General features: G+C 64.6%; 18 protein-coding genes and 1 tRNA gene. 7 read left to right on the top strand and 12 right to left on the bottom strand.

All coding sequences use genetic code 11. The annotated features are described in order from the left end of the window. Nucleotides 1-6: 6 nt before the first annotated feature. From nusA to ACCD11_RS00615, 7 genes are all read right to left on the bottom strand, one after another. Nucleotides 7-1,500: a transcription termination factor NusA gene (gene nusA, locus ACCD11_RS00645; RefSeq protein WP_056596656.1), complete on the bottom strand. Its 1,494-nt coding sequence runs from the start codon at nucleotides 1,498-1,500 to the stop codon at nucleotides 7-9. A gap of 16 nt (nucleotides 1,501-1,516) precedes the next feature. Next, entirely contained in the window at nucleotides 1,517-2,164 is a 648-nt protein-coding gene (gene rimP / locus ACCD11_RS00640; RefSeq protein ID WP_042673195.1) for a ribosome maturation factor RimP, read from the bottom strand. Nucleotides 2,165-2,359: 195 nt separating this feature from the next. Then, the gene (locus ACCD11_RS00635; RefSeq protein WP_413311694.1) at nucleotides 2,360-3,562 is read right to left on the bottom strand and encodes a YbfB/YjiJ family MFS transporter; all 1,203 of its coding nucleotides are present in this window, start codon (nucleotides 3,560-3,562) and stop codon (nucleotides 2,360-2,362) included. Between the two features lie 16 nt (nucleotides 3,563-3,578). Next, entirely contained in the window at nucleotides 3,579-5,216 is a 1,638-nt protein-coding gene (locus ACCD11_RS00630) for an ABC transporter ATP-binding protein (protein WP_413311692.1), read from the bottom strand. Then, complete coding sequence (locus ACCD11_RS00625) at nucleotides 5,213-6,256, bottom strand: ABC transporter permease (protein ID WP_413311691.1); 1,044 nt, start codon at nucleotides 6,254-6,256, stop codon at nucleotides 5,213-5,215. The genes ACCD11_RS00630 and ACCD11_RS00625 overlap by 4 nt, the downstream gene beginning before the upstream one ends. Further along, nucleotides 6,249-7,283 carry a microcin C ABC transporter permease YejB gene (locus tag ACCD11_RS00620; protein ID WP_413311690.1) on the bottom strand — a complete coding sequence of 345 codons (1,035 nt, stop codon included), beginning with the start codon at nucleotides 7,281-7,283 and terminating at the stop codon, nucleotides 6,249-6,251. The genes ACCD11_RS00625 and ACCD11_RS00620 overlap by 8 nt, the downstream gene beginning before the upstream one ends. A gap of 27 nt (nucleotides 7,284-7,310) precedes the next feature. Next, nucleotides 7,311-9,110 (bottom strand): extracellular solute-binding protein, encoded by a 1,800-nt coding sequence (locus ACCD11_RS00615; protein ID WP_413311997.1) that lies wholly within the window; start codon nucleotides 9,108-9,110, stop codon nucleotides 7,311-7,313. Between the two features lie 37 nt (nucleotides 9,111-9,147). Between ACCD11_RS00615 and fabI the strand changes: the two genes are divergently transcribed. Further along, nucleotides 9,148-9,930 (top strand): enoyl-ACP reductase FabI, encoded by a 783-nt coding sequence (gene fabI, locus ACCD11_RS00610; RefSeq protein WP_413311688.1) that lies wholly within the window; start codon nucleotides 9,148-9,150, stop codon nucleotides 9,928-9,930. 62 nt (nucleotides 9,931-9,992) lie between these two features. Continuing rightward, entirely contained in the window at nucleotides 9,993-10,835 is an 843-nt protein-coding gene (locus ACCD11_RS00605; protein ID WP_413311687.1) for a DNA ligase, read from the top strand. Between the two features lie 28 nt (nucleotides 10,836-10,863). On the opposite strand, the gene ACCD11_RS00600 is transcribed toward ACCD11_RS00605, so the two are convergent. Further along, nucleotides 10,864-13,161 (bottom strand): Orn/Lys/Arg decarboxylase N-terminal domain-containing protein, encoded by a 2,298-nt coding sequence (locus ACCD11_RS00600; RefSeq protein WP_413311685.1) that lies wholly within the window; start codon nucleotides 13,159-13,161, stop codon nucleotides 10,864-10,866. Nucleotides 13,162-13,377: 216 nt separating this feature from the next. Here ACCD11_RS00600 and ACCD11_RS00595 point away from each other — a divergent pair, with 216 nt between their 5' ends. The 5 genes from ACCD11_RS00595 to ACCD11_RS00575 all read left to right on the top strand — a co-directional run bounded on the left by ACCD11_RS00595 (nucleotide 13,378) and on the right by ACCD11_RS00575 (nucleotide 15,928). Beyond that, on the top strand, nucleotides 13,378-13,803 hold the full coding sequence (locus tag ACCD11_RS00595) for an NfeD family protein (RefSeq protein ID WP_413311683.1): 426 nt from the start codon (nucleotides 13,378-13,380) through the stop codon (nucleotides 13,801-13,803). 36 nt (nucleotides 13,804-13,839) lie between these two features. Next, on the top strand, nucleotides 13,840-14,769 hold the full coding sequence (locus tag ACCD11_RS00590; RefSeq protein WP_007832284.1) for an SPFH domain-containing protein: 930 nt from the start codon (nucleotides 13,840-13,842) through the stop codon (nucleotides 14,767-14,769). A 25-nt stretch (nucleotides 14,770-14,794) separates the two neighbouring features. Continuing rightward, a tRNA-Ser gene (locus ACCD11_RS00585) sits at nucleotides 14,795-14,885 on the top strand. 197 nt (nucleotides 14,886-15,082) lie between these two features. Further along, nucleotides 15,083-15,439, top strand: coding sequence for a hypothetical protein (locus ACCD11_RS00580; protein WP_413311681.1), 357 nt, complete (start codon nucleotides 15,083-15,085; stop codon nucleotides 15,437-15,439). Nucleotides 15,440-15,538: 99 nt separating this feature from the next. Next, complete coding sequence (locus ACCD11_RS00575; protein ID WP_413311679.1) at nucleotides 15,539-15,928, top strand: response regulator; 390 nt, start codon at nucleotides 15,539-15,541, stop codon at nucleotides 15,926-15,928. Between the two features lie 88 nt (nucleotides 15,929-16,016). Here the strand turns inward: ACCD11_RS00575 and ACCD11_RS00570 are convergent, their stop codons facing one another. The 4 genes from ACCD11_RS00570 to ACCD11_RS00555 form a co-directional block, all read right to left on the bottom strand. Continuing rightward, a complete protein-coding gene (locus ACCD11_RS00570; RefSeq protein WP_007832287.1) occupies nucleotides 16,017-17,222 on the bottom strand; it encodes a branched-chain amino acid ABC transporter substrate-binding protein in 1,206 nt (401 codons plus the stop codon). A 136-nt stretch (nucleotides 17,223-17,358) separates the two neighbouring features. Further along, a complete protein-coding gene (locus ACCD11_RS00565) occupies nucleotides 17,359-17,754 on the bottom strand; it encodes a hypothetical protein (protein WP_007832288.1) in 396 nt (131 codons plus the stop codon). A 1-nt stretch (nucleotide 17,755) separates the two neighbouring features. After that, a complete protein-coding gene (locus ACCD11_RS00560) occupies nucleotides 17,756-18,196 on the bottom strand; it encodes a DNA polymerase III subunit chi (RefSeq protein ID WP_413311677.1) in 441 nt (146 codons plus the stop codon). Next, nucleotides 18,193-19,707 carry a leucyl aminopeptidase gene (locus ACCD11_RS00555; RefSeq protein ID WP_413311675.1) on the bottom strand — a complete coding sequence of 505 codons (1,515 nt, stop codon included), beginning with the start codon at nucleotides 19,705-19,707 and terminating at the stop codon, nucleotides 18,193-18,195. Before ACCD11_RS00555 ends, ACCD11_RS00560 begins: the two co-directional genes overlap by 4 nt. Nucleotides 19,708-19,723: the final 16 nt, after the last annotated feature.

The raw sequence follows: 19,723 nt of genomic DNA, 5'->3' as shown, positions 1-19,723 counted from the left end.
TGACCGTCACTCTTGGCCGGCGAACCAGTGTTCGCGGGCTTTCAAGATGAGGGCTTTGGCGTCATCGGCGCTCTGGCCGGTGATCTCGGTGAGTTCATCGACCGCGAGGTCGGCAAGGTCGTCACGGGTGTTCACACCCGCTTCGGTCAGCTTGGGAATCAGCTCGGGGTCCAGGCCTTCGAGATCGTGCAGGTCTTGCGACACTGCCGATTGGGGCTCGACACCCTCTTCCTTGGCGATTTCCATTGTCAGCAGCGCATCCTTGGCACGCGAGCGCAGCTCATTGATGGTGTCTTCGTCGAAGGCCTCGATCTCCAGCATTTCTGAGATCGGCACGTAGGCCACCTCTTCGAGGCTGTTGAAGCCTTCGGAAATGAGGATGTCGGCGATCTCTTCGTCGACGTCGAGCTTTTCCATGAAGAGCTTACGGCTGGCGTCGGTTTCGCTCGCCTGCTTCTGGGCCGACTCGTTGGCGTCCATGATGTTGATCTTCCAACCGGTGAGGTCGGAAGCCAGGCGCACGTTCTGGCCGCCGCGGCCAATGGCGATCGCGAGGTTTTCCTCGTCGACCACCACGTCCATGGCGTGCTTTTCTTCGTCCACAACGATGGACGACACGTTGGCCGGGGCCAGCGCACCGATCACGAACTGGGCCGGGTCTTCGCTCCACAACACGATGTCCACGCGCTCGCCGGCGAGCTCGTTGGTCACGGCGTTGACGCGGGTACCGCGCACGCCGACGCAGGTGCCGATCGGATCGACGCGCTTGTCGTGCGAGAGCACGGCGATCTTGGCGCGCGAACCGGGGTCGCGAGCACAGCTCTTGATTTCGAGCAGGCCTTGTTCGATCTCGGGCACTTCCTGGCGGAACAGCTCGATCATGAACTCGGGGGCCGAGCGCGAAAGAATGATGGGCGCGCCGCGCAGCGTCAGGTCGACTTCCATGATCATGGCGCGCACGCGGTCGCCATTGCGCAGGTTTTCCTTGGCGATCATCTCGCTGCGGCGCAGGCGGCCTTCGACGCGGCCTGCCTCGACGATGATGTCGCCCTTGTCCAGGCGCTTGACGGTGCCCACGAAGATCTTGTCGCCGCGCGACATGAAGTCGTTGAGCAGCATCTCGCGCTCGGCATCGCGAATCTTCTGCAGGATGACCTGCTTGGCGGCCATGGCGCCGATGCGGCCGATCGGCACCGAGTCCACCGCTTCTTCGATGTACTCGCCGACTTCGATGTCCGACATTTCTTCCTTGGCTTCGAACAGGAGGATTTCCTGGTCGGGCAGCTGCAGGCCGGCCTCGTCGGGCACGACATGCCAACGGCGGAAGGTCTCGTAGTCGCCGCTGTCGCGATCGACCGCGACGCGGATGTCCACGTCGCCCTGATGGAGCTTCTTGGTGGCTTGCGCCAGTGCGGATTCGACCGCGCCGAAGACGACGTCACGCTCGACGTTCTTCTCGCGCGAGATCGCATCCACCAACATCAACATTTCGCGATTCATGCCACCACTCCTCTGGTCAGTCCGGAACCTGCGTTCCGTCGTCAATATCCGAAAAACCCGGTTGGGTTTTGGCCTTGCGGCCCTTGAAATCCACAATGGGTGCGAGCCGCGCGTCGCGCAGCTCGTCCAGCACGAAGCCCAGCGCCTGCAGCGTTGCGGGCGCGCGCTTCTTGCTCACTTTTTGACCTGGCTTGGGCTCCGGCGCATCGCTCCAGACGATTTGCCAGCCCTGGGCGCCAGCGGCACCCTCTACCTTTGCGACCCGCTCCAGCGTGCCGCGAAACTTCTTGCGGTTGGCCGACACCTGGCCCGCCGCTGCCGCGCCCATGGGCGCCTTGAGCGTGATGTCGATCACCTCGCCCACGAAACGCTCGAAATCCTGCTCATTGCGCAGCGGACGGTCAATACCCGGCGAGGACACCTCGAGCCGCTTGTAATCGACACCATCGACCTCGAGCGCGAATTGCAATTGGCGCGTCACCTTCTCGCAGTCTTCGACCGTCACGAAGGGCTCGGGCACACCGGCAGCCACAGCTTCGGAGGTGGGGGCCGTCCAGGGCAAATCAATCGTCACGCGCAGCAATCCCCCGGCCGAGCGCTCGATCTCGACCAGGTCATAGCCGAGACCGGCCACGGTTTGTTCCACTATTTGCTGCAATGCCACGTGTTCGAATGCGCCTTTTGAGTAACTGGATTCATGCCACCCGCCCGCCACGGATGCCAAATCGCCATGAGCTCAGCCATGAATGCTCAGCCCAGAATGCATAGACCAAAAAAAACGGGCGGTTGGTACCCGCCCGTTTGGTCGTGAGCCTCGAATTATATGCTATTTGTGCAATATATGAAGGGGCTTTGCCCCTCAATCGGCTATTGCGCGACGCGATTTAGACCAAACCAACGCAAACAGGACCGCACCGAGTGCCAGCGCCGCCGCCGCGACGAGCAGCGGCAACTGAAAAGACCCGGTTCGCTGGGCCAGCGGCGCCGCAAACAGCGGCCCGATGATCTGCCCTACCCCATAGGAAGCCGTTGCATAGCCGATCAGCCCGGCCGCCGCATTGCCTCGCAGACGACGGGCATCCCGCATGGCGAAAAGCGTGATGGCGGTGAACGGCATGCCCAGCAGCAGGCTGCCGAGCGCAAATCCGGCGATGCTCGGCCACGCCACCGACAGAACGACACCGAGCGCCTGCAGCGCGTAGGCGCCAGCCAGCAGCAGCCGATTGTCCCAATGCGTTGGCGCGCGGGCTCCGATCAACGCCCCCGGAATGATGGCCAGCCCGAACAGCGGCCAGAAGAAATCGGGCCAGGGCGACCCCGGCAACGCCTGCCGGGCGATCACCGGCAGGAAGGTGGCAGTGATGATGTAGCCAAAACCGGCCAGGCCATAGAACGCGACCAGCCAGATGGCGTCGCTGCGGTCGGCCGCCGATCCGGCTTCGCGGGCCGCGGCAGCAGGCGCCGGCGCAGCCCCGCCGCCGACCGGTGCCCGCTCGCCGTCGTCGAAAACCCGCCAGATCACCGCGACCAGCACGATTGCCAGAATGCCCAGGCCGATCCACCCCGCCTCGGAACCCCAGCGCCCCAGCACCCCGCCGAGCAGGCCGGTCATGGCGATGCCGATGCCCGGCCCGGTGTAGATCACCCCGGCCAGCGTTGGCGCGTTCGTTTCCGACAGGCGGCGCAACCCCCAGCCCGAGGCAAAGACAAAAACCCAGGCGCTCATCACGCCCGCCGCCGTACGCAGCACGCCCCAGCTGGTAAAGCTGTGCAGCAACCCCATGCCGATCAGCAGGGCCGCCGTGGCCGCCAATCCGCCGCGCACCATGCTCGAAGCCTTGATGCCGATGGCCGCGCAGCTCAGCGCGCCGAGGAAATAACCCAGGTAGTTGAGCGACGCCAGCACCCCGCCCGCCGCGAGTTCCAGTTTTCCCTCGTGCAGCATGATGGGCAGCATGGGCGTGAAGGCGAAGCGCCCCAGGCCCATCGCCACCGCAAGGGTGACCATGCAGGCCAGCGCCGCGCGCCAGGCGCCGCGCCGGTCGCGTCCGATTTCCGACATTTCCTGCAATCTCCGTTTATTCCAGCAGCGCGGCGGCCACCAGCTTTTTTGTGTAGGGGTGATCGGGCGCGTCGAGCACTCGCTCGACCGGCCCGGTTTCGAGAATGGCACCGTCCTTCATCACGATGACGTGGTGCGCCATGGCACGGATCACCTCGACGTCGTGCGTGATCAGCAGATAGCTCAGCCCCCGCTCGCGCTGCAGGCGCTGCAGCAGGCCCAGCACCTGCTTCTGGATCGTCACGTCGAGCGCGCTGGTCGGCTCGTCGAGCACCAACAGTTGCGGATCGACGATCAGCGCGCGGGCGATCGCCAGGCGCTGCCGCTGGCCGCCCGAGAACTCGTGCGGATAGCGGTCGAGCAGCGAGGGGAACTGGGCCTCCGTCAGCCCGACGTCGGCCAGTGCGGCGAGCGCGCGGGCGCGGCGCGCTCCGATGTCGAGTTCGGGTGCATGCACGCGCAACCCCTCGCCCACGATCTGCTCCACCGTCATGCGCGGCGACAGCGAAGAGAACGGGTCCTGGAACACTACCTGCATGACGCGGCGCAAGCCGAGATCGGAGGCGCGATCGACCGCCCAGCCCTTGCCCGCGACCTCCAGTGCACCCTGGTGCTTCAAGAGCCCCAGCGCCGCCAGCGCAAGCGTCGACTTGCCTGAACCCGATTCACCCACCACGCCCAGCGTCTCGCCCGGCACGATGCGGAAATCCGCGCCCTGCACCGCCACGAACTCGCCCTTTCGGAACCAGCCGGCGATGCCGGGCCTCGGCACGGGGTAGATCACGCGCAGGGCCTTCGCCTCGATCACGGGCGTTGCGTCGGCACGCGCGGCAACGGCCGCCACATTGCGCTGCGGATGGCTGTCGATCAGCTTGCGCGTATAGGGATGCTGCGGGGCATCGAACACCGGCGCCACGGCGCCATGCTCGACGACGTGGCCGTTCTCCATGACCACCACGCGATCGGCGAAACGACGCACCAGGTTCAGGTCGTGCGTGATGAGCAGCACGGCCATGCCGTACTTGCGCTGCAGATCGGCCAGCAGTTCCAGGATCTGCGCGCGCACCGTGACGTCGAGCGCGGTGGTCGGTTCGTCGGCCAGCAGCAGGCGCGGCTTGCAGGCGAGCGCCATCGCGATCATCGCGCGCTGGCGCTGGCCGCCCGAGAGTTGGTGCGGAAACGCCCTCGCCCGCCGCGCCGGCTCGGGAATACCGGTATCGGCCAGCAACTGGACAGCGGCCGCCTGCGCGGCGCGAGCCGACAGGCCCTCATGCAGTTCGAGCACCTCCGCGATCTGGTCGCCGACGCTGTAGAGCGCATTCAGCGCGGTCATCGGCTCCTGGAAGATCATTGCGATCTCCTTGCCGCGGATGCCGCGCAGTTGGCGCTCCGGAATTGACAGCAGGTCGCGCACGCCTTGCGGCGCTGCGCCACCGAAGAGCCTTGCGACGCCGGTGACATCGGCGTTCTGCACCAGCCGCAGCAGCGACAGCGCCGTGACCGTCTTGCCCGAGCCCGACTCGCCGACCAGCGCGAGCTTTTCGCCGGCGGCCATCTGGAAGTCGATGCCGTGCACGACCTCCTTGCCGCCGAACGCGACACGCAGGCCTTTCACGTCCAGCAGGGCCTGCTTGAGTTGCGGATCGTTCATCATTTGTCGGCCTTGCGCGGATCGAGTGCGTCGCGCAGCGCGTCGCCCATGAATGTCAGCAGCATCAGGGTGACGACGAGCACGCCGAAAGTCGATATCGAGATCCACCAGGCATCGATGTTGGCCTTGCCCTGGCTGAGCAGTTCGCCGAGCGACGGCGTGCCCGGCGGCACGCCCAAGCCCAGGAAGTCGAGCGAGGTCAGCGCCAGGATGGCCGCGCTCATGCGAAACGGCAGGAAAGTGACGACCGGCACCATGCTGTTGGGCAGGATGTGGCGCCACATGATCTGCAGGTTGCCGACGCCCAGAGCGCGCGCGGCGCGCACGTAGTCCATCTGGCGGTTGCGCAGGAACTCCGCGCGCACGTAGTCGGCCAGGCCCATCCAGCCGAACAGGCTCAGCAGGATGAGCAGCAGTGCCACGCTGGGAGCGAAGATCGCGCTGAAGATGATCAGCAGGTACAACTCCGGCATGGAGCCCCAGATTTCGATGAAACGCTGGAACGCGAGATCGGTCTTGCCGGCGAAATAACCCTGCACGGCACCGGCGACCACGCCCAGCACCGTGCCGATGGCGGTGAGCGCCAGGCCGAACAGCACGCTCACGCGGAAACCATAGATGAGCTGCGCCAGCAAGTCGCGACCTCGGTCATCGGTGCCGAAGAAGTTCTCGGCCGACGGCACCGCCGGGTTTGGCTGCGACGCAAAGTAGTTCAATGTGTGTGGACCGTAGCGGTTTGGCGCGTAGATCGCCCAGTTGGAGCCATCGGTGATGCGCTTGCGGATGAAGGGATCGAGGTAGTCGGCAGGCGTCTCGAAGTCGCCACCGAAGGTTTTCTCGGAATAGTCGCGCAGCACGGGGAAATAGGTCTGGCCCTCGTAGCGAACAACCAGCGGCTTGTCGGTCGACAGGACTTCGGCGAACAGACTCAGCACGACAAGGATCGAGAAAACGACCAGGCTCCAGAACCCCAGCGGATTGCGGCGAAAGCGGCGCCAGGCACGACGACCCGGGCTCACGGAAACAACAGTGGCGCTAATCAAACTTGACCCTCGGATCGACCCAGACGTAGCAGAGATCTGAAATCAGCTTGGTGACCAGACCGATCAGCGTGAACAGATAGAGCGTGCCCAGCACGACCGGATAGTCGCGCCGGATCACGCTCTCGTAGCTCAGCAGGCCCAGCCCGTCGAGCGTGAATAGCGTCTCGATCAACAGCGAGCCCGTAAAGAATGCGCCGATGAAGGCCGACGGAAAGCCCGTGATGATCGGGATCAGCGCATTCCGGAACACGTGCTTCCAGAGCACCTGACGCTCCGACAGGCCCTTGGCGCGCGCCGTCAGCACGTATTGCTTGCGAATCTCTTCGAGGAAGGAATTCTTCGTCAACATTGCAGTGACCGCAAAGCTGCCGAGCACCATCGAGGTCACGGGCAACGCGATGTGCCAGAGATAGTCGACGATGCGTGCGCCCCAGTTCATGCTCTCCCAGTTGGGTGAGGTGAGCCCGCGCAGGGGAAACCATTGCAGTTGCCCGCCGAAGATCACGAGCAGCGCCACGCCCAGCACGAAACCCGGGATGGCATAACCGATCAGCACGATCAACGTGGTGACGAAGTCGAAACGCGATCCGGCGCGCACCGCCTTGGCCACACCCAGTGGCACCGCGATCAGGTAGCTGATGAAGAAGGTCCAGAGCCCGAGGCTGATCGACACCGGCATCTTCTCCTTCACGAGCTGCCACACGTCCTTGCGCTGATAGAAGCTGGTGCCCAGATCGAAGCGCGCGAACGACTTCAGCATGGTCCACAGGCGCTCGTGCGCGGGCTTGTCGAAGCCGTAGAGCTTCTTGATCTCCTCGATGCGCTGCGCGTCGAGGCCCTGCCGGCCGCGGTATCCAGCACCGCTCGAAGCAGCACGCTCGCCGCCCGAGTCGCGCCCCTGCAATTGCGCCACCATCTGCTCGACCGGACCACCCGGCACGAACTGGATCACGCCGAAGGTGATGATGAGCACGCCCAGCAGCGTCGGGATCATCAGCAGCAGGCGCTTGAGGATGTAGCTGAACATTCGGCTTTTTGATTCCGTGTGGTGGGGCTACTTGTTGGCGGGCGACGCCCACCACGTGGAAAGCGCCCAGTCGCCGACATCGTAGTACGGCGGAATGGTCGGCGGCAGCCCGAACGGCGCCGGTCGGTAGCCGACCAGGAAAGCGCTGCCGTAATACTGGGGAATGGAGTAATAGCCATGGGACAGCACACGATCGAGCACGCGCATCGCCGTGGCCAGCTCGGGTCGCGTGGTAGCGGCGAGCACCTTGCCGATCACTGCATCGACGGCAGGATCCGCAATGCCCCAGACATTGGCCGAACCCGGTGTTTCGGCAGATTTCGCCCCGAACAGCTCGAGCAGTTCACCTCCCGGCGCTGTATTGCCGGGCAAGCGCGACGATGTCATCTCGAAGTCGAAGGTTTGCATACGCTGCTGCGCCAATGAAAAGTCGACCGTGCGAAACGTCATCTCGATGCCGAGCTTGCGCAGCGTGGCCTGCAGGGGCGTCACGACGCGGATCAGGCCCGGCTGGTCGTTCAGGAACTCGATGGTGAAGGCCTCGCCCTTCGCGTTGCGCAACGCGCCATCGCGATAGGTCCATCCGGCTTGCTCCAGCAGCGCACGAGCCCGGCGCAGGTTCTCGCGCAGGCTGCCCGGCGGCGCGGTGCTCGGCGGGATCGGGGCCGCCCCAAACACTTCGGGCCTGAGCTTGCCGCGCAGCGGCTCCATGAGCGCCAGCTCATCCGGCTTGGGCAGTCCTTCGGCGTGGAACTCACTGTTGGGGAAGTAGCCCTGCACGCGGGTGTAGATGCCATAGAACAGCTGTTTGTTGAGCCATTCGAAGTCGAACGCGAGGCCGATGGCCTGACGCACGCGCGGGTCCTTGAACTTGTCCTTGCGGATATTGAAGACGTAGCCCTGAAAGTCGCCTGGATTGTGGTTCTCGAAGGCACGCTTGACGATCTCACCGCTGTCGAACTGCTTGCCCTTGTATTGGCGCGCCCAGTTGCGCGAAGTGAATTCGCGCATGAAATCGAACTCGCCCGCCTTCAGGCCCTCGAAGCGCGCGGTCTCGTCGAGGTAGACCTTGTAGGTCACGCGATCGAAGTTGTAGAGGCCCTTGCGCACGGGCAGGTCGGCGCCCCAGTAGTCGGCGCGGCGCACATAGGTGATATCGCGCCCCATGCGATCGCTGGCAGGTTTGTAGGGGCCCGAGCCGATGGGGACCTCGGTGATGATCTGGTCGAAAGGCTTGCCGCCACCCCAGTTGCGGCTGAACACCGCCATGCCGCCGACGACCAACGGCAACTCGCGGTTGGGGCTCGCGAAATCGAAGCGCACCGTGCGATCGCCGATGGCCGTGGCCTTTTTGACCTCTGCGTAGATGGTGCGGTATTGCGGCGAGGCGAGCGGGCCATTCAGTGTGTTGAACGAATACACCACGTCGGCCGCAAGCACCGAGGAGCCGTCGTTGAAGCGTGCCTTGGGATTGATGCGAAACGTGGCCGAGAGCCGGTCTGGTGCCACCTCGACGTCCTCGGCCAGAAGTCCGTAGGCGGTCGTCGGTTCTTCGGAATTGCCCGTCAGCAGACTTTCGATCATCAAGGACCCGACGCCCGAGGGCGAGGTCCCACGCAGCGTAAAGGGATTGAACTTATCGAAGTTGGTGGGCCGGGTGGGCGGCACCAGCCGCATTTCGCCGCCCTTGGGAGCGTCGGGGTTCACATAGTCGAAGTGAGTGAAACCCGGGGGATATTTGATGTCGCCAAATTGGGCGTACGCATGCGCGGCCCACGAGGGAGCCGCCGAGAGAGCCAACACAACCGGAAGCAGCCAACCTCGCATGCGAGAATTCTGCCCAAGATTTTCACGAGGCAACTTCATGGGCTTTCTTTCCGGCAAAAAACTGTTGATCACCGGCGTGTTGAGCAATCGCTCCATTGCATATGGCATTGCCAAGGCCTGCCATGAGCAGGGCGCGGAGCTCGCCTTCAGCTATGTCGGCGAGCGATTCAAGGACCGTATCACCGAATATGCCGCAGACTTCGGCTCGAAGCTGATTTTCGATTGCGACGTGGGCGACGACGCGCAGATCGACAAGCTCTTCGCCGACCTCGCACAGACCTGGCCGAAGTTCGACGGCTTCGTGCACAGCATCGGCTTCGCGCCGCGCGAGTCCATCGCGGGCGACTTCCTCGACGGGCTCTCGCGTGAAGGCTTCAAGATCGCGCACGACATCAGCGCCTACAGCTTCCCGGCCATGGCCAAGTCGGCCCTGCCCTACCTCAACGACAAGTCGTCCCTGCTCACGCTGACCTACCTGGGCGCCGAGCGTGCGCTGCCCAACTACAACACCATGGGCTTGGCCAAGGCCTCGCTCGAAGCTTCGGTGCGCTACACGGCCGCCTCGCTCGGCCCGAAGGGCATGCGCGTCAACGGTATCAGCGCGGGCCCCATCAAGACGCTGGCGGCCAGCGGGATCAAGGGCTTCGGCAAGATGCTGGCGGCGGTAGCCGACGCCTCGCCGATCCGCCGCAACGTGACCATCGAGGAAGTCGGCAACGTGGCCGCTTTCCTGCTGAGCGACCTGGCCAGCGGCGTGACTGCCGAGATTACCTATGTGGACGGCGGCTTCAGCAACGTCGTCGGCGGGATGGCCGAGTAGTCCTGCGCCAAACCCCGGCACGGCTGCCAAACGGCCCTGCTGCGCCACCCATTTCACACATCGTGCTGAATCGACGCTCCTTGCTGCTTGCCGCTTTCGGCGTGATCGTCGCGCCCTCCGCATTCGCGCGCGAGGCAGCGCCCTCGCTGATGCTGGCCGACGTCTACCGCCCCGGCATGTCGCTGAACGACTACTGGGTCAGCGAGAAGTACGACGGCGTGCGCGGCTACTGGGACGGCAAGCAGCTCTGGACGCGCGGCGGCGAGCGGATCATGGCGCCCGCATGGTTCACCGCCCCGCTGCCCAGGCAGCCGCTCGATGGCGAGCTGTGGGCCGGACGCGGCCGCTTCGCCCATGCGATGTCGACAGTGCGCAGCCAGACACCCAACGATGTCGCATGGCACGAGATGCGCTTCATGGTGTTCGACCTGCCCGCCCAGGGCGGCGACTTCACGACGCGGCTGGCCGCGCTGCGCAACCTGCTTCCCGTCACCGACGCTCCGTGGGTGGTGCCGGTGCCGCAGCAGCGCGCGACCACGCATGCAGAGCTGCAGGCGCTGCTCGACAAGACAATCAAGATGGGCGGAGAGGGGTTGATGCTCCACCGCGGCAGTTCCCGGTACCGCGGTGAGCGCAACAGCGACCTGCTGAAGGTCAAGCCCTATGAAGACGCCGAGGCCCGCGTGATCGAGCACGTGGCCGGCAAGGGCCGGCACAGCGCCCGGCTCGGCGCGCTGGTGGTCGAGACGTCCGACGGCAAGCGCTTCAAGCTCGGCACCGGACTGACCGATGCCGAACGGGAGAACCCACCCGCCATCGGCAGTTGGGTGACCTACCGCTACAACGGCACCACCGCCAAGGGCCTGCCCCGCTTCGCGCGCTTCATGCGCGTCCGCGAGGGCTGACCACCCCTCGAACGACTTCGGCCGCGCCCTACTTCGCTTCCTTGACGCAGTCCGCGTAGTAGCGCTTCTTGCCCGTCTCGTCGATGCGCGCCACGAGGCCGTGGATGTCGGTCTCGAAGCCCGGGCACTGCGTATTGAACTCGCGCGAGAACTTGAGGTAGTCGACGATCTTCTTGTTGAACACTTCGCCAGGAATCAGCAGCGGAATGCCCGGCGGGTACGGCGTGATCAAGCTGGTGGTGATTCGGCCTTCGAGCTCGTCGATCTCCACGCGCTCGGTCTTGCGGTGCGCGATGTGGGCGAAGGCGTCGCTGGGCTTCATGGCCGGCGTCAGGTCGCTCAGGTACATCTCGGTCGTGAGGCGCGCCACGTCGAAACGCGCGTACAGCTGGTGGATGTGCTGGCACAGGTCGCGCAGGCCGAGGCGTTCGTAGCCCGGGTGTTGCTGGCAGAACTCGGGCAGGATGCGCCACATCGGCTGGTTGCGCGCGTAGTCGTCCTTGAACTGCTGCAACGCCGTGAGCAACGTGTTCCAGCGGCCCTTGGTGATGCCGATGGTGAACATGATGAAGAAGCTGTAGAGGCCCGTCTTCTCCACGATCACACCGTGCTCGGCGAGGAACTTGGTCACCACGCTCGCGGGAATGCCGGTCTCGGCGAAGTTGCCTTCGAGGTCGAGGCCCGGCGTGACGATGGTCGACTTGATCGGGTCGAGCATGTTGAAACCGTCGGCCAGCTCGCCGAATCCGTGCCAGTTGCGCGGCGACTTCTTGTTCTTCGGCTTGCCGCTCTTCTCCCCCTGCATGATCCAGTCTTCTGCGCGGCCGATGCCCTCGTCGACGAGCTTCTCGGGGCCCCAGACCTTGAACCACCACTCGTCCTTGCCGAACTCTTCTTCCACCTTGCGCATGGCGCGGCGGAAGTCCAGCGCTTCGAGGATGCTCTCTTCCACCAGCGCGGTGCCACCGGGCGGCTCCATCATGGCGGCGGCCACGTCGCAGCTCGCGATGATCGCGTACTGCGGGCTGGTCGACGAGTGCATCAGGTAGGCCTCGTTGAACAGGTCGCGGTCGAGCTGGCGGTTTTGCGAGTCCTGCACCAGCACGTGGCTGGCCTGGCTGATGCCTGCCAGCAGCTTGTGGGTGGATTGCGTAGCGAACACCAGCGATTCCTTCGGCCGCACGCGGCGCTTGCCCATCGCGTGGTAGGCACCATAGAACGGGTGGAAGGCCGCGTGCGGCAGCCACGCTTCGTCGAAATGCAGCGTGTCGACGTAGCCGTCGAGCATGTTCTTGATGGTCTCGGTGTTGTAGATCACGCCGTCGTAGGTCGATTGCGTGAGCGTCATCACGCGCGGCTTGACCTTGTCGGCGTCCACGTCGGCCAGCAGCGGATTGGCCTTGATCTTGGCCTTGATGGCGCTCTGCTCGAACTCGCTCTTCGGAATGGGGCCGATGATGCCGAAGTGGTTGCGCGTGGGCTTCATGAACACCGGGATCGCGCCGGTCATGATGATCGCGTGCAGGATCGACTTGTGGCAGTTGCGGTCGACCACCACCACGTCGCCCGGGGCCACCGTGTGGTGCCACACCATCTTGTTGCTGGTGCTGGTGCCGTTGGTCACGAAGAAGCAGTGGTCGGCATTGAAGATGCGCGCCGCGTTGCGCTCGCTGGCCGCCACCGGGCCAGTGTGGTCGAGCAGCTGGCCGAGTTCTTCCACCGCGTTGCAGACGTCGGCGCGCAGCATGTTCTCGCCGAAGAACTGGTGAAACATCTGGCCCACCGGGCTCTTCAGGAACGCCACGCCGCCCGAGTGGCCCGGACAGTGCCACGAGTAGGAGCCGTCTTCCGCGTAGTCGATGAGCGCCTTGAAGAACGGCGGCTGCACGCTCTCGAGGTAGCTCTTGGCCTCGCGGATGATGTGGCGCGCCACGAATTCCGGCGTGTCCTCGAACATGTGGATGAAGCCGTGCAGTTCGCGCAGGATGTCGTTCGGGATGTGGCGCGATGTCTTGGTCTCGCCGTAGATGTAGATCGGCACGTCGGCGTTCTTGCGCCGCACTTCGCCGATGAAGTTGCGCAGGTTCAGCACGGCCGGATCGAGGTCGGGGCCGATGGTGAATTCCTCGTCGTCGATCGACAGGATGAAGGCGCTGGCCCGGCTTTGCTGCTGTGCGAACTGGCTCAGGTCACCGTAGCTCGTGACGCCCAGCACCTCGAAGCCCTCCGTCTCGATGGCCTGCGCGAGCGCGCGGATGCCGAGGCCCGAGGTGTTCTCGGAGCGGAAGTCCTCGTCGATGATGACGATGGGAAAGCGGAATTTCATGAGCGGGGCTCCGGACAGGCAGACAGACAGGCAATGAGGCGAGGCGCGAAGTGTACGGAATTCGGATGACGAATCTGGTCAGGCTCGTGCAAGCCATTCGGGCCCGTCCGGCAAGGCCCATTCCTCCGGCTGCGGCGCAGTACCCCTACCCAGGGCAAGCGCTTGGGGCATATGCCTCAGAATGGCGCGCATCGAACAAGGAAAAGAGGAGTTGAAATGGCGAATTCCACCGTCTGGTGGCTGATTGCGGGGGTAGCCATCGTGGTCGAGTTGCTCTCGGGCACCGTCTATCTTCTACTGCTGGCCGCCGGCTTCGCGGCCGCAGCAATTGCGGCGCATCTGGGCTTCGGCACCGTCACCCAACTGATCGTGGCCTCGGTCATCGGCGTGGGCGCCGTGCTCACCTGGTACTCGATCCAGCGCAAGCGCCCCCCTGCCCCGCCCACCGGAACCAACCGCGACGTGAACCTCGACATCGGCGAGAGCGTGCAGGTCGATGCGTGGAATGCAGACGGCACGGCGATCGTGCGCTACCGCGGCGCGCAGTGGACCGTGATCCAGCGCGCGGGCCGCACACCGTCGACCGGCGAGCACCGGGTGGTCGAGGTGATCGGCAGCCGGCTCGTCGTCGACAAGGTCTAGTCACAGTCCATAGAACTCAGAAAAAGGAAGCGCACCATGGAATTTTCGGTCCCTCTCATCATCCTGGTCATCGCGATCATCTTCATCAGCCAGTCGGTCAAGTTCGTGCCGCAGCAGAACGCCTGGGTGCGCGAGCGCCTGGGCAAGTACCACGGCACCATGACGCCCGGCCCCAACTTCCTGATTCCGTTCATCGACCGGGTGGCCTACAAGCACAGCCTGAAGGAAATCCCGCTCGACGTGCCGAGCCAGATCTGCATCACGCGCGACAACACGCAGCTGCAGGTCGACGGCATCCTGTACTTCCAGGTGACCGATCCGATGCGCGCGAGCTACGGTTCGTCGAACTACATCGTGGCCGTGACGCAGCTCGCGCAGACCTCGCTGCGCAGCGTGATCGGCAAGCTGGAGCTCGACAAGACCTTCGAGGAGCGCGACGTGATCAACGCCCAGGTGGTGGCCGCGATCGACGAGGCCGCGCTCAACTGGGGCGTGAAGGTGCTGCGCTACGAAATCAAGGACCTGACGCCGCCGAAGGAAATCTTGCTGGCCATGCAGGCGCAGATCACGGCCGAGCGCGGCAAGCGCGCGCTGATTGCGGCCTCCGAAGGCCGCCGCCAGGAGCAGATCAACATCGCCACCGGCGAACGCGAGGCCTTCATTGCCCGCTCCGAGGGCGAAAAGCAGGCGCAGATTAACAACGCACAGGGTGAAGCCGCCGCCATCACCGCGGTGGCCACCGCAACGGCAGACGCCATCGAACGCGTGGCAGCGGCCATCCGCCAGCCCGGCGGCGAGCAGGCCGTGCAGCTCAAGGTGGCCGAGCGCGCCGTCGACGCCTACGGCAAGGTGGCGGCCGATTCCAAGACCACGCTGATCGTGCCGAGCAACATGACCGAGACCGCCGCGCTCATCGCTTCGGCGATGCGCATGGTCCAGGCAGGCAAGCCGTCGAATCCGGCCTGAACTGACTGCTACAATCGTGGGCTCAGGAGCGGTGGATGAGCGGTTTAAGTCGCACGCCTGGAAAGCGTGTGAGGGTTAATAGCCCTCCGCGGGTTCGAATCCCGCCTGCTCCGCCAGAGATCGATTGTTCGTAACCGTTCACGAACATCAGACAACGCAAGAAGCCCAAGTTGCCACAAGCACTTGGGCTTTTTTGTCGTCCGGCTCACCAAGCAGTGCGTTGCTTTGCAACAACTGGATATCACCTGCCGGATCCTTTCATCTGGCGCTACGATCCGAATGTTTTAGTTTCAAAGCCTGCAAAGGAGCCTCGATGGCTGGACAACGAAAAAACGCGCCGCGCGGCAGGACCCCACTGGACCGCACCCTGGAAAAAAGCGAGCAGGTGGCTGCCGACGTGCAGCGGGCATCGGACAACCTCGCCGTGGTGAACACGGTACTCGAACAGGAGTTGCCCGAAGAAGTGCAGGTCGGCGAAGTGGCACAGGCCATCGAGCACACGAGCCAGCTGGAAGAAAAGCTGGCCAAGTCCGCCGAGAAGCTGGCTGAGGTCAACGCCGCACTGAGCGAGGAGATCGAGAAGCGCCTCGAAGCGGCGGCGGAGCGCGACGAAAGCCAGGCGCTGGCCAAGAAGCCCAAGGCAGAGATCCGCGCCGACGGCGACGACTGACCCCGGATTCGGCCACCGGCACTCCGTCCGTATCCTTTCTCCTACGCCGCGGCAACGCCAGGCACGCTACGCTATTCGTTCTCAAAGCGAAACCACGGCATGGCCCTCATCACGTTCCTCGTCGAGGACAACAAGACCATCAGGGATAACCTGGTCCCGGCACTCGAGGATTTGGTCAATGGCCGTGTGGTCGGCTTCGCCGAAACCGAGACAGAGGCCCTTGCATGGCTCGAGGTGCATCCCGACGGCTGGCAGCTCCTGATCGTCGACCTCTTCCTGAAGGAAGGTTCCGGCCTCGGCGTTCTGGGCGGCTGCAGGAACCGCAAGCCCAGCCAACGGGTGGTGGTGCTCAGCAACTACGTGACGGCCGACATACGCGCGCGTTGCATGGCTCTGGGTGCAGACGCGGTGTTCGACAAGTCGCGCGATCTCGACGCTTTCATCGAGTACTGCAACGCCAATCGCCCTTCAGGTCTTGCACCGCTCTGAACCGCGCCTGAAGCAGCCATGAAAAAAGGGCCCGAGGGCCCTTTTTCTTCTTGCGGACAACCGCGAAGGTTGCCGCTGCCGAAGCGAATCAGCGCACCACGGCGATCTGCGTGCGCGCACCACCCTTGTAGGTGTACAGCGTCAGGGCGCCGTTCTTGATGTCGCCCTTTTCGTCGAAGGCGATCGGGCCGGTCACGCCCTTGTATTGTGTCTTGCCGACTTCAGGCAGGTACTTGGCCGGGTCGGACGAGCCGGCCTTGACCATGGCTTCGGCCAGCACGTTGACCGCGTCGTACACGTACGGCGCGTAGATCTGCACTTCGACGCCGTTCTTGGTCTTGAACTTGGCCTTGAAGTCTTCCAGCGGCTGCTTGAAGTCGCCGTCCACGCCACCGGCTTCAGCGCACACCACCATTTCTTCGCCAATCGCATCGCCAGCCAGCTTCGGCAGTTCGCCGGTGCACAGGCCGTCGCCGCCCATGAACTTGACGTTCAGGCCGAGCTGCTTGACTTGCTTGAGCATCGGGCCGCCGACGGCATCCATGCCGCCAAAGAACAGCACGTCGGGCTTGGCAGCCTTGAGCTTGGTCAGGATGGCGTTGAAGTCGGTCGACTTGTCGGTGGTGAACTCGTGGCCCACGATGGTGGCGCCAGCGGCCTTTGCCGACTTCTCGAACTCTTCGGCAACGCCTTGGCCATAGGCCGTGCGGTCGTCGATCACGGCGATGTTCTTGCCCTTGAGCGTTTCGACCGCGTACTTGCCCAGCGTGCCGCCGAGCTGCGTGTCGTCGGCCACCACGCGGAACGTGGTCTTGAAGCCTTGGCGCGTGTACTTCGGATTGGTGGCCGAAGGCGAGATCTGCGGAATGCCGGCGTCGCTGTAGAGCTTCGAAGCGGGAATGGTGGTGCCCGAGTTCAGGTGACCCACCACGCCGTTGACCTTCTCGTCGACCAGCTTCTGGGCGACAGCGGTGCCCTGCTTCGGATCGCCAGCGTCGTCTTCTGCGACCAGTTCGAACTTGGCGACCTTGTCGCCGATCTTGAGGCCCTTTGCATTCAGGTCTTCGATGGCCATCTTGGCGCCGAACTCGTTGTCCTTGCCGAGGTGGGCAATGGGACCGCTCGTGGGCGCAACGTGGCCGATCTTGACGAGCAGGGTTTCTCCGGCAGGTGCAGCAGCCGGGGCCGCAGCCGTTGGCGCGGGCGCCGCAGCGGGAGCAGCAGCTTCTTCCTTCTTGCCGCAAGCCACCAGCGTGAGTGCAGCCAGTGCGACCGCAGTCCATTTCAATTGCATGAGAACCTCCAGAACTTGGATGAAAAGAATAAAAAACCGGTCGTGTGATCCGGGCGCACAGACCTCGCAAGTTTCGCGCCGCGGACCAGCGGCACCCTCACGCCCTTCCGACCTGCGGCGCAGTTTAGCCGAGGATTCAGGCGCCGGAAGCTGGCGTAGACCCTGTGTTTTCGCTGAGTTCCGCGGCCATTGCCTCGATCACCAGCGCACGCAGAACAGCTTCGATTTCATTGCGCAAACGCGGCACCATCGCGTCGAGCTGATGCTGAACGGCAGCTGACACGGTGTCGCTCAAACGCTCTTCCAGAGACAGGTCGACGCGCTGCAACACGCGGTGCAGCAACTGCTCTTCGAGGCTGACGATTTCCGCCTGCGAAAGCTGCACGGCCGGCGGCAATGCCATGACGCTCGCCGGGTCGGGTTGGAGCGCGGCCGCGGCCTGCGGCTCGGGACTCGCGGGCTCCGCCGGAACCTCGAGCACCGTGGTCAGCGTGGGAACGAACCGGGGCGGTGTGCGCAGCGTGCTGGCCATGTCAGGAACTCTTTGCGAAATCGTGTGGCTGGATGGTGTAGCCACGATCGGCATAGTGGCGCCAGCGCGAACGGCCGACCTGGCGATCGTTGGCCTCGTCGCTCACGATGTCGATCATGCGTTCATAGCGCTCGAAGCCTGCAGGCACTTCGAGTCCGAGATTCACCAGCATTTCGCGGTGCGGCAGCGAGGCCGCGTCGGCACCCTCCGCCGAAAGAACGACGGGCGAACGCGCGACCACATGGGCCGGCGCATCGCCGCGGCAGTGCGCGACGAAGTCCACCGGTGACAGCTGCCAGAGCGCGGCGTCCATGGCTTCGAGCGCAAGCGCATCGCCGACGACCACCACGCGCAGGCCGCGTGCATTCACGGCCTTGCGAACCAGCCGGCAGGCGTAGTTCAGCTTGTCGGGCGCGTTGTAGTGAAAGCCGATTTCCGTCACTTCGCCGACCTGGCCTTTTTGGCCGGAGCTGCGGGGGTTTTGGTTTTGCTGGCCTTGCCCGATCCGTCGCCGCCGTTTGCGCGGGTCGTCAGGTACGACACCAGCAGGCCCACCGGCCGGCCGGTCGAGCCCTTGACCGCACCGCTCTTCCAGGCGGTGCCCGCGATGTCCAGGTGCGCCCAGGCGAAGTCGCCGGCAAAGCGCTGCAGGAACTTGGCGGCGGTGATGGCGCCGCCGGCGCGGCCGGCAATGTTGGCCACGTCGGCAAAGTTGCTCTTGAGGCCTTCGGCATAGTCGTCGTCCAGTGGCAGGCGCCAGCAGCGGTCCTGCGAGGCCTCGCCGGCAGCTTCGATCGCTGCGGCCAGCGTTTCGTCGCTGGTGAACAGACCGCTGCGCACGCCGCCCAGGGCCACCACGCAGGCGCCCGTCAGGGTCGCTATGTCGATCACGGCCGCCGGATCGAAGCGCTTGGCGTAGGTCAATGCGTCGCAAAGGATGAGCCGGCCCTCGGCATCGGTGTTGAGCACCTCGATGGTCTGGCCGCTCATGCTCGTCACCACGTCGCCCGGCTTCACGGCGCGACCGTCGTTCATGTTCTCGCACGAGGGAATGAGGCCGACGACGTTGATGGCGGGCTGGAGGTCGCCGAGCGCGCGGAAGGTGCCGAGCACACTTGCCGCGCCGCACATGTCGAACTTCATTTCGTCCATTTCGGCCGCGGGCTTGAGCGAGACACCGCCGGTATCGAAGGTGATGCCCTTGCCGACAAGCACCACGGGCGCCTCGTCCTTGGGCGCACCGTGGTAGCGCAGCACGATGAAGCGCAGCGGCTCCGCCGAACCTTGAGCCACGGCCGCGAAGGCACCCATGCCGAGCTTCTCGACTTCTTTCGGGCCCAGCACTTCGCACTTGATGTTCGGCAGCTTGGCCAGCCCCTTGGCGACCTCGGCCAGCATCGTGGGCGTGGCATGGTTGGCCGGCCGGTTGCCCCATTCCTTGGCCAGTTCGATGCCCTGGACAGTGGCGCGGGCGGTGTCGAAGGCGCCGGTGACGACGGCGGCATCGGCCACGCCGACGATCAGCTGGCGGATGCTGCGGGGCTCGGCCTTCGACTTGGTGGTCGTATAGACATAGCTGGCGTCGGCCGCCGCCGTGACGGCGCTCGCTACCGCCGCGCCGTCGGCGGGTTGCGCAAACACGATGGCCACGCGCTTGGGCCCCTGGGCCTTGACCGCGTTGACCGCCGCGATCACCCCGCTGCGCACCGAGGCGGGCTTGCCGTCGCCGATGGCGGCGAGCACCACGCGGGACGCGACCACGTCTTCCGGACGGTAGAGCCCCAGCTGCTTGCCAGCCTTGTCGGGCAGGTCGCCGGCCTTGCGGGCACTGGCGGCGAGCACCGACAACGGGTCTTTGGAGGTGAGCGGAGCGCTGCCCACGAGCACGATGAGGACGTCGGATTTCTCGGCTGCAGCCTGGGCAACGGTGAGGGTCTTGAGTTGAAAGTCCATAATCCTTTTTTTCCTC

It is taken from the genome of Variovorax sp. Varisp36 (assembly GCF_047304235.1).
Lineage (GTDB): Bacteria > Pseudomonadota > Gammaproteobacteria > Burkholderiales > Burkholderiaceae_C > Variovorax.
Note: the sequence above shows the minus strand (reverse complement) of the source record. Positions and strands in the feature narration are given on the sequence as shown.

Coding starts and splice junctions, on each gene's coding strand:
- ACCD11_RS00590 (WP_007832284.1), top strand. CDS start 13,840: ATGGAATTTTCGGTCCCTCTCATCATCCTGGTCATCGCGATCATCTTC.
- fabI (WP_413311688.1), top strand. CDS start 9,148: ATGGGCTTTCTTTCCGGCAAAAAACTGTTGATCACCGGCGTGTTGAGC.
- ACCD11_RS00565 (WP_007832288.1), bottom strand. CDS start 17,754: ATGGCCAGCACGCTGCGCACACCGCCCCGGTTCGTTCCCACGCTGACC.
- ACCD11_RS00620 (WP_413311690.1), bottom strand. CDS start 7,283: ATGTTCAGCTACATCCTCAAGCGCCTGCTGCTGATGATCCCGACGCTG.
- ACCD11_RS00555 (WP_413311675.1), bottom strand. CDS start 19,707: ATGGACTTTCAACTCAAGACCCTCACCGTTGCCCAGGCTGCAGCCGAG.
- ACCD11_RS00580 (WP_413311681.1), top strand. CDS start 15,083: ATGGCTGGACAACGAAAAAACGCGCCGCGCGGCAGGACCCCACTGGAC.
- ACCD11_RS00575 (WP_413311679.1), top strand. CDS start 15,539: ATGGCCCTCATCACGTTCCTCGTCGAGGACAACAAGACCATCAGGGAT.
- ACCD11_RS00615 (WP_413311997.1), bottom strand. CDS start 9,110: ATGCGAGGTTGGCTGCTTCCGGTTGTGTTGGCTCTCTCGGCGGCTCCC.
- ACCD11_RS00600 (WP_413311685.1), bottom strand. CDS start 13,161: ATGAAATTCCGCTTTCCCATCGTCATCATCGACGAGGACTTCCGCTCC.
- ACCD11_RS00570 (WP_007832287.1), bottom strand. CDS start 17,222: ATGCAATTGAAATGGACTGCGGTCGCACTGGCTGCACTCACGCTGGTG.
- ACCD11_RS00595 (WP_413311683.1), top strand. CDS start 13,378: ATGGCGAATTCCACCGTCTGGTGGCTGATTGCGGGGGTAGCCATCGTG.
- nusA (WP_056596656.1), bottom strand. CDS start 1,500: ATGAATCGCGAAATGTTGATGTTGGTGGATGCGATCTCGCGCGAGAAG.
- ACCD11_RS00635 (WP_413311694.1), bottom strand. CDS start 3,562: ATGTCGGAAATCGGACGCGACCGGCGCGGCGCCTGGCGCGCGGCGCTG.
- ACCD11_RS00630 (WP_413311692.1), bottom strand. CDS start 5,216: ATGATGAACGATCCGCAACTCAAGCAGGCCCTGCTGGACGTGAAAGGC.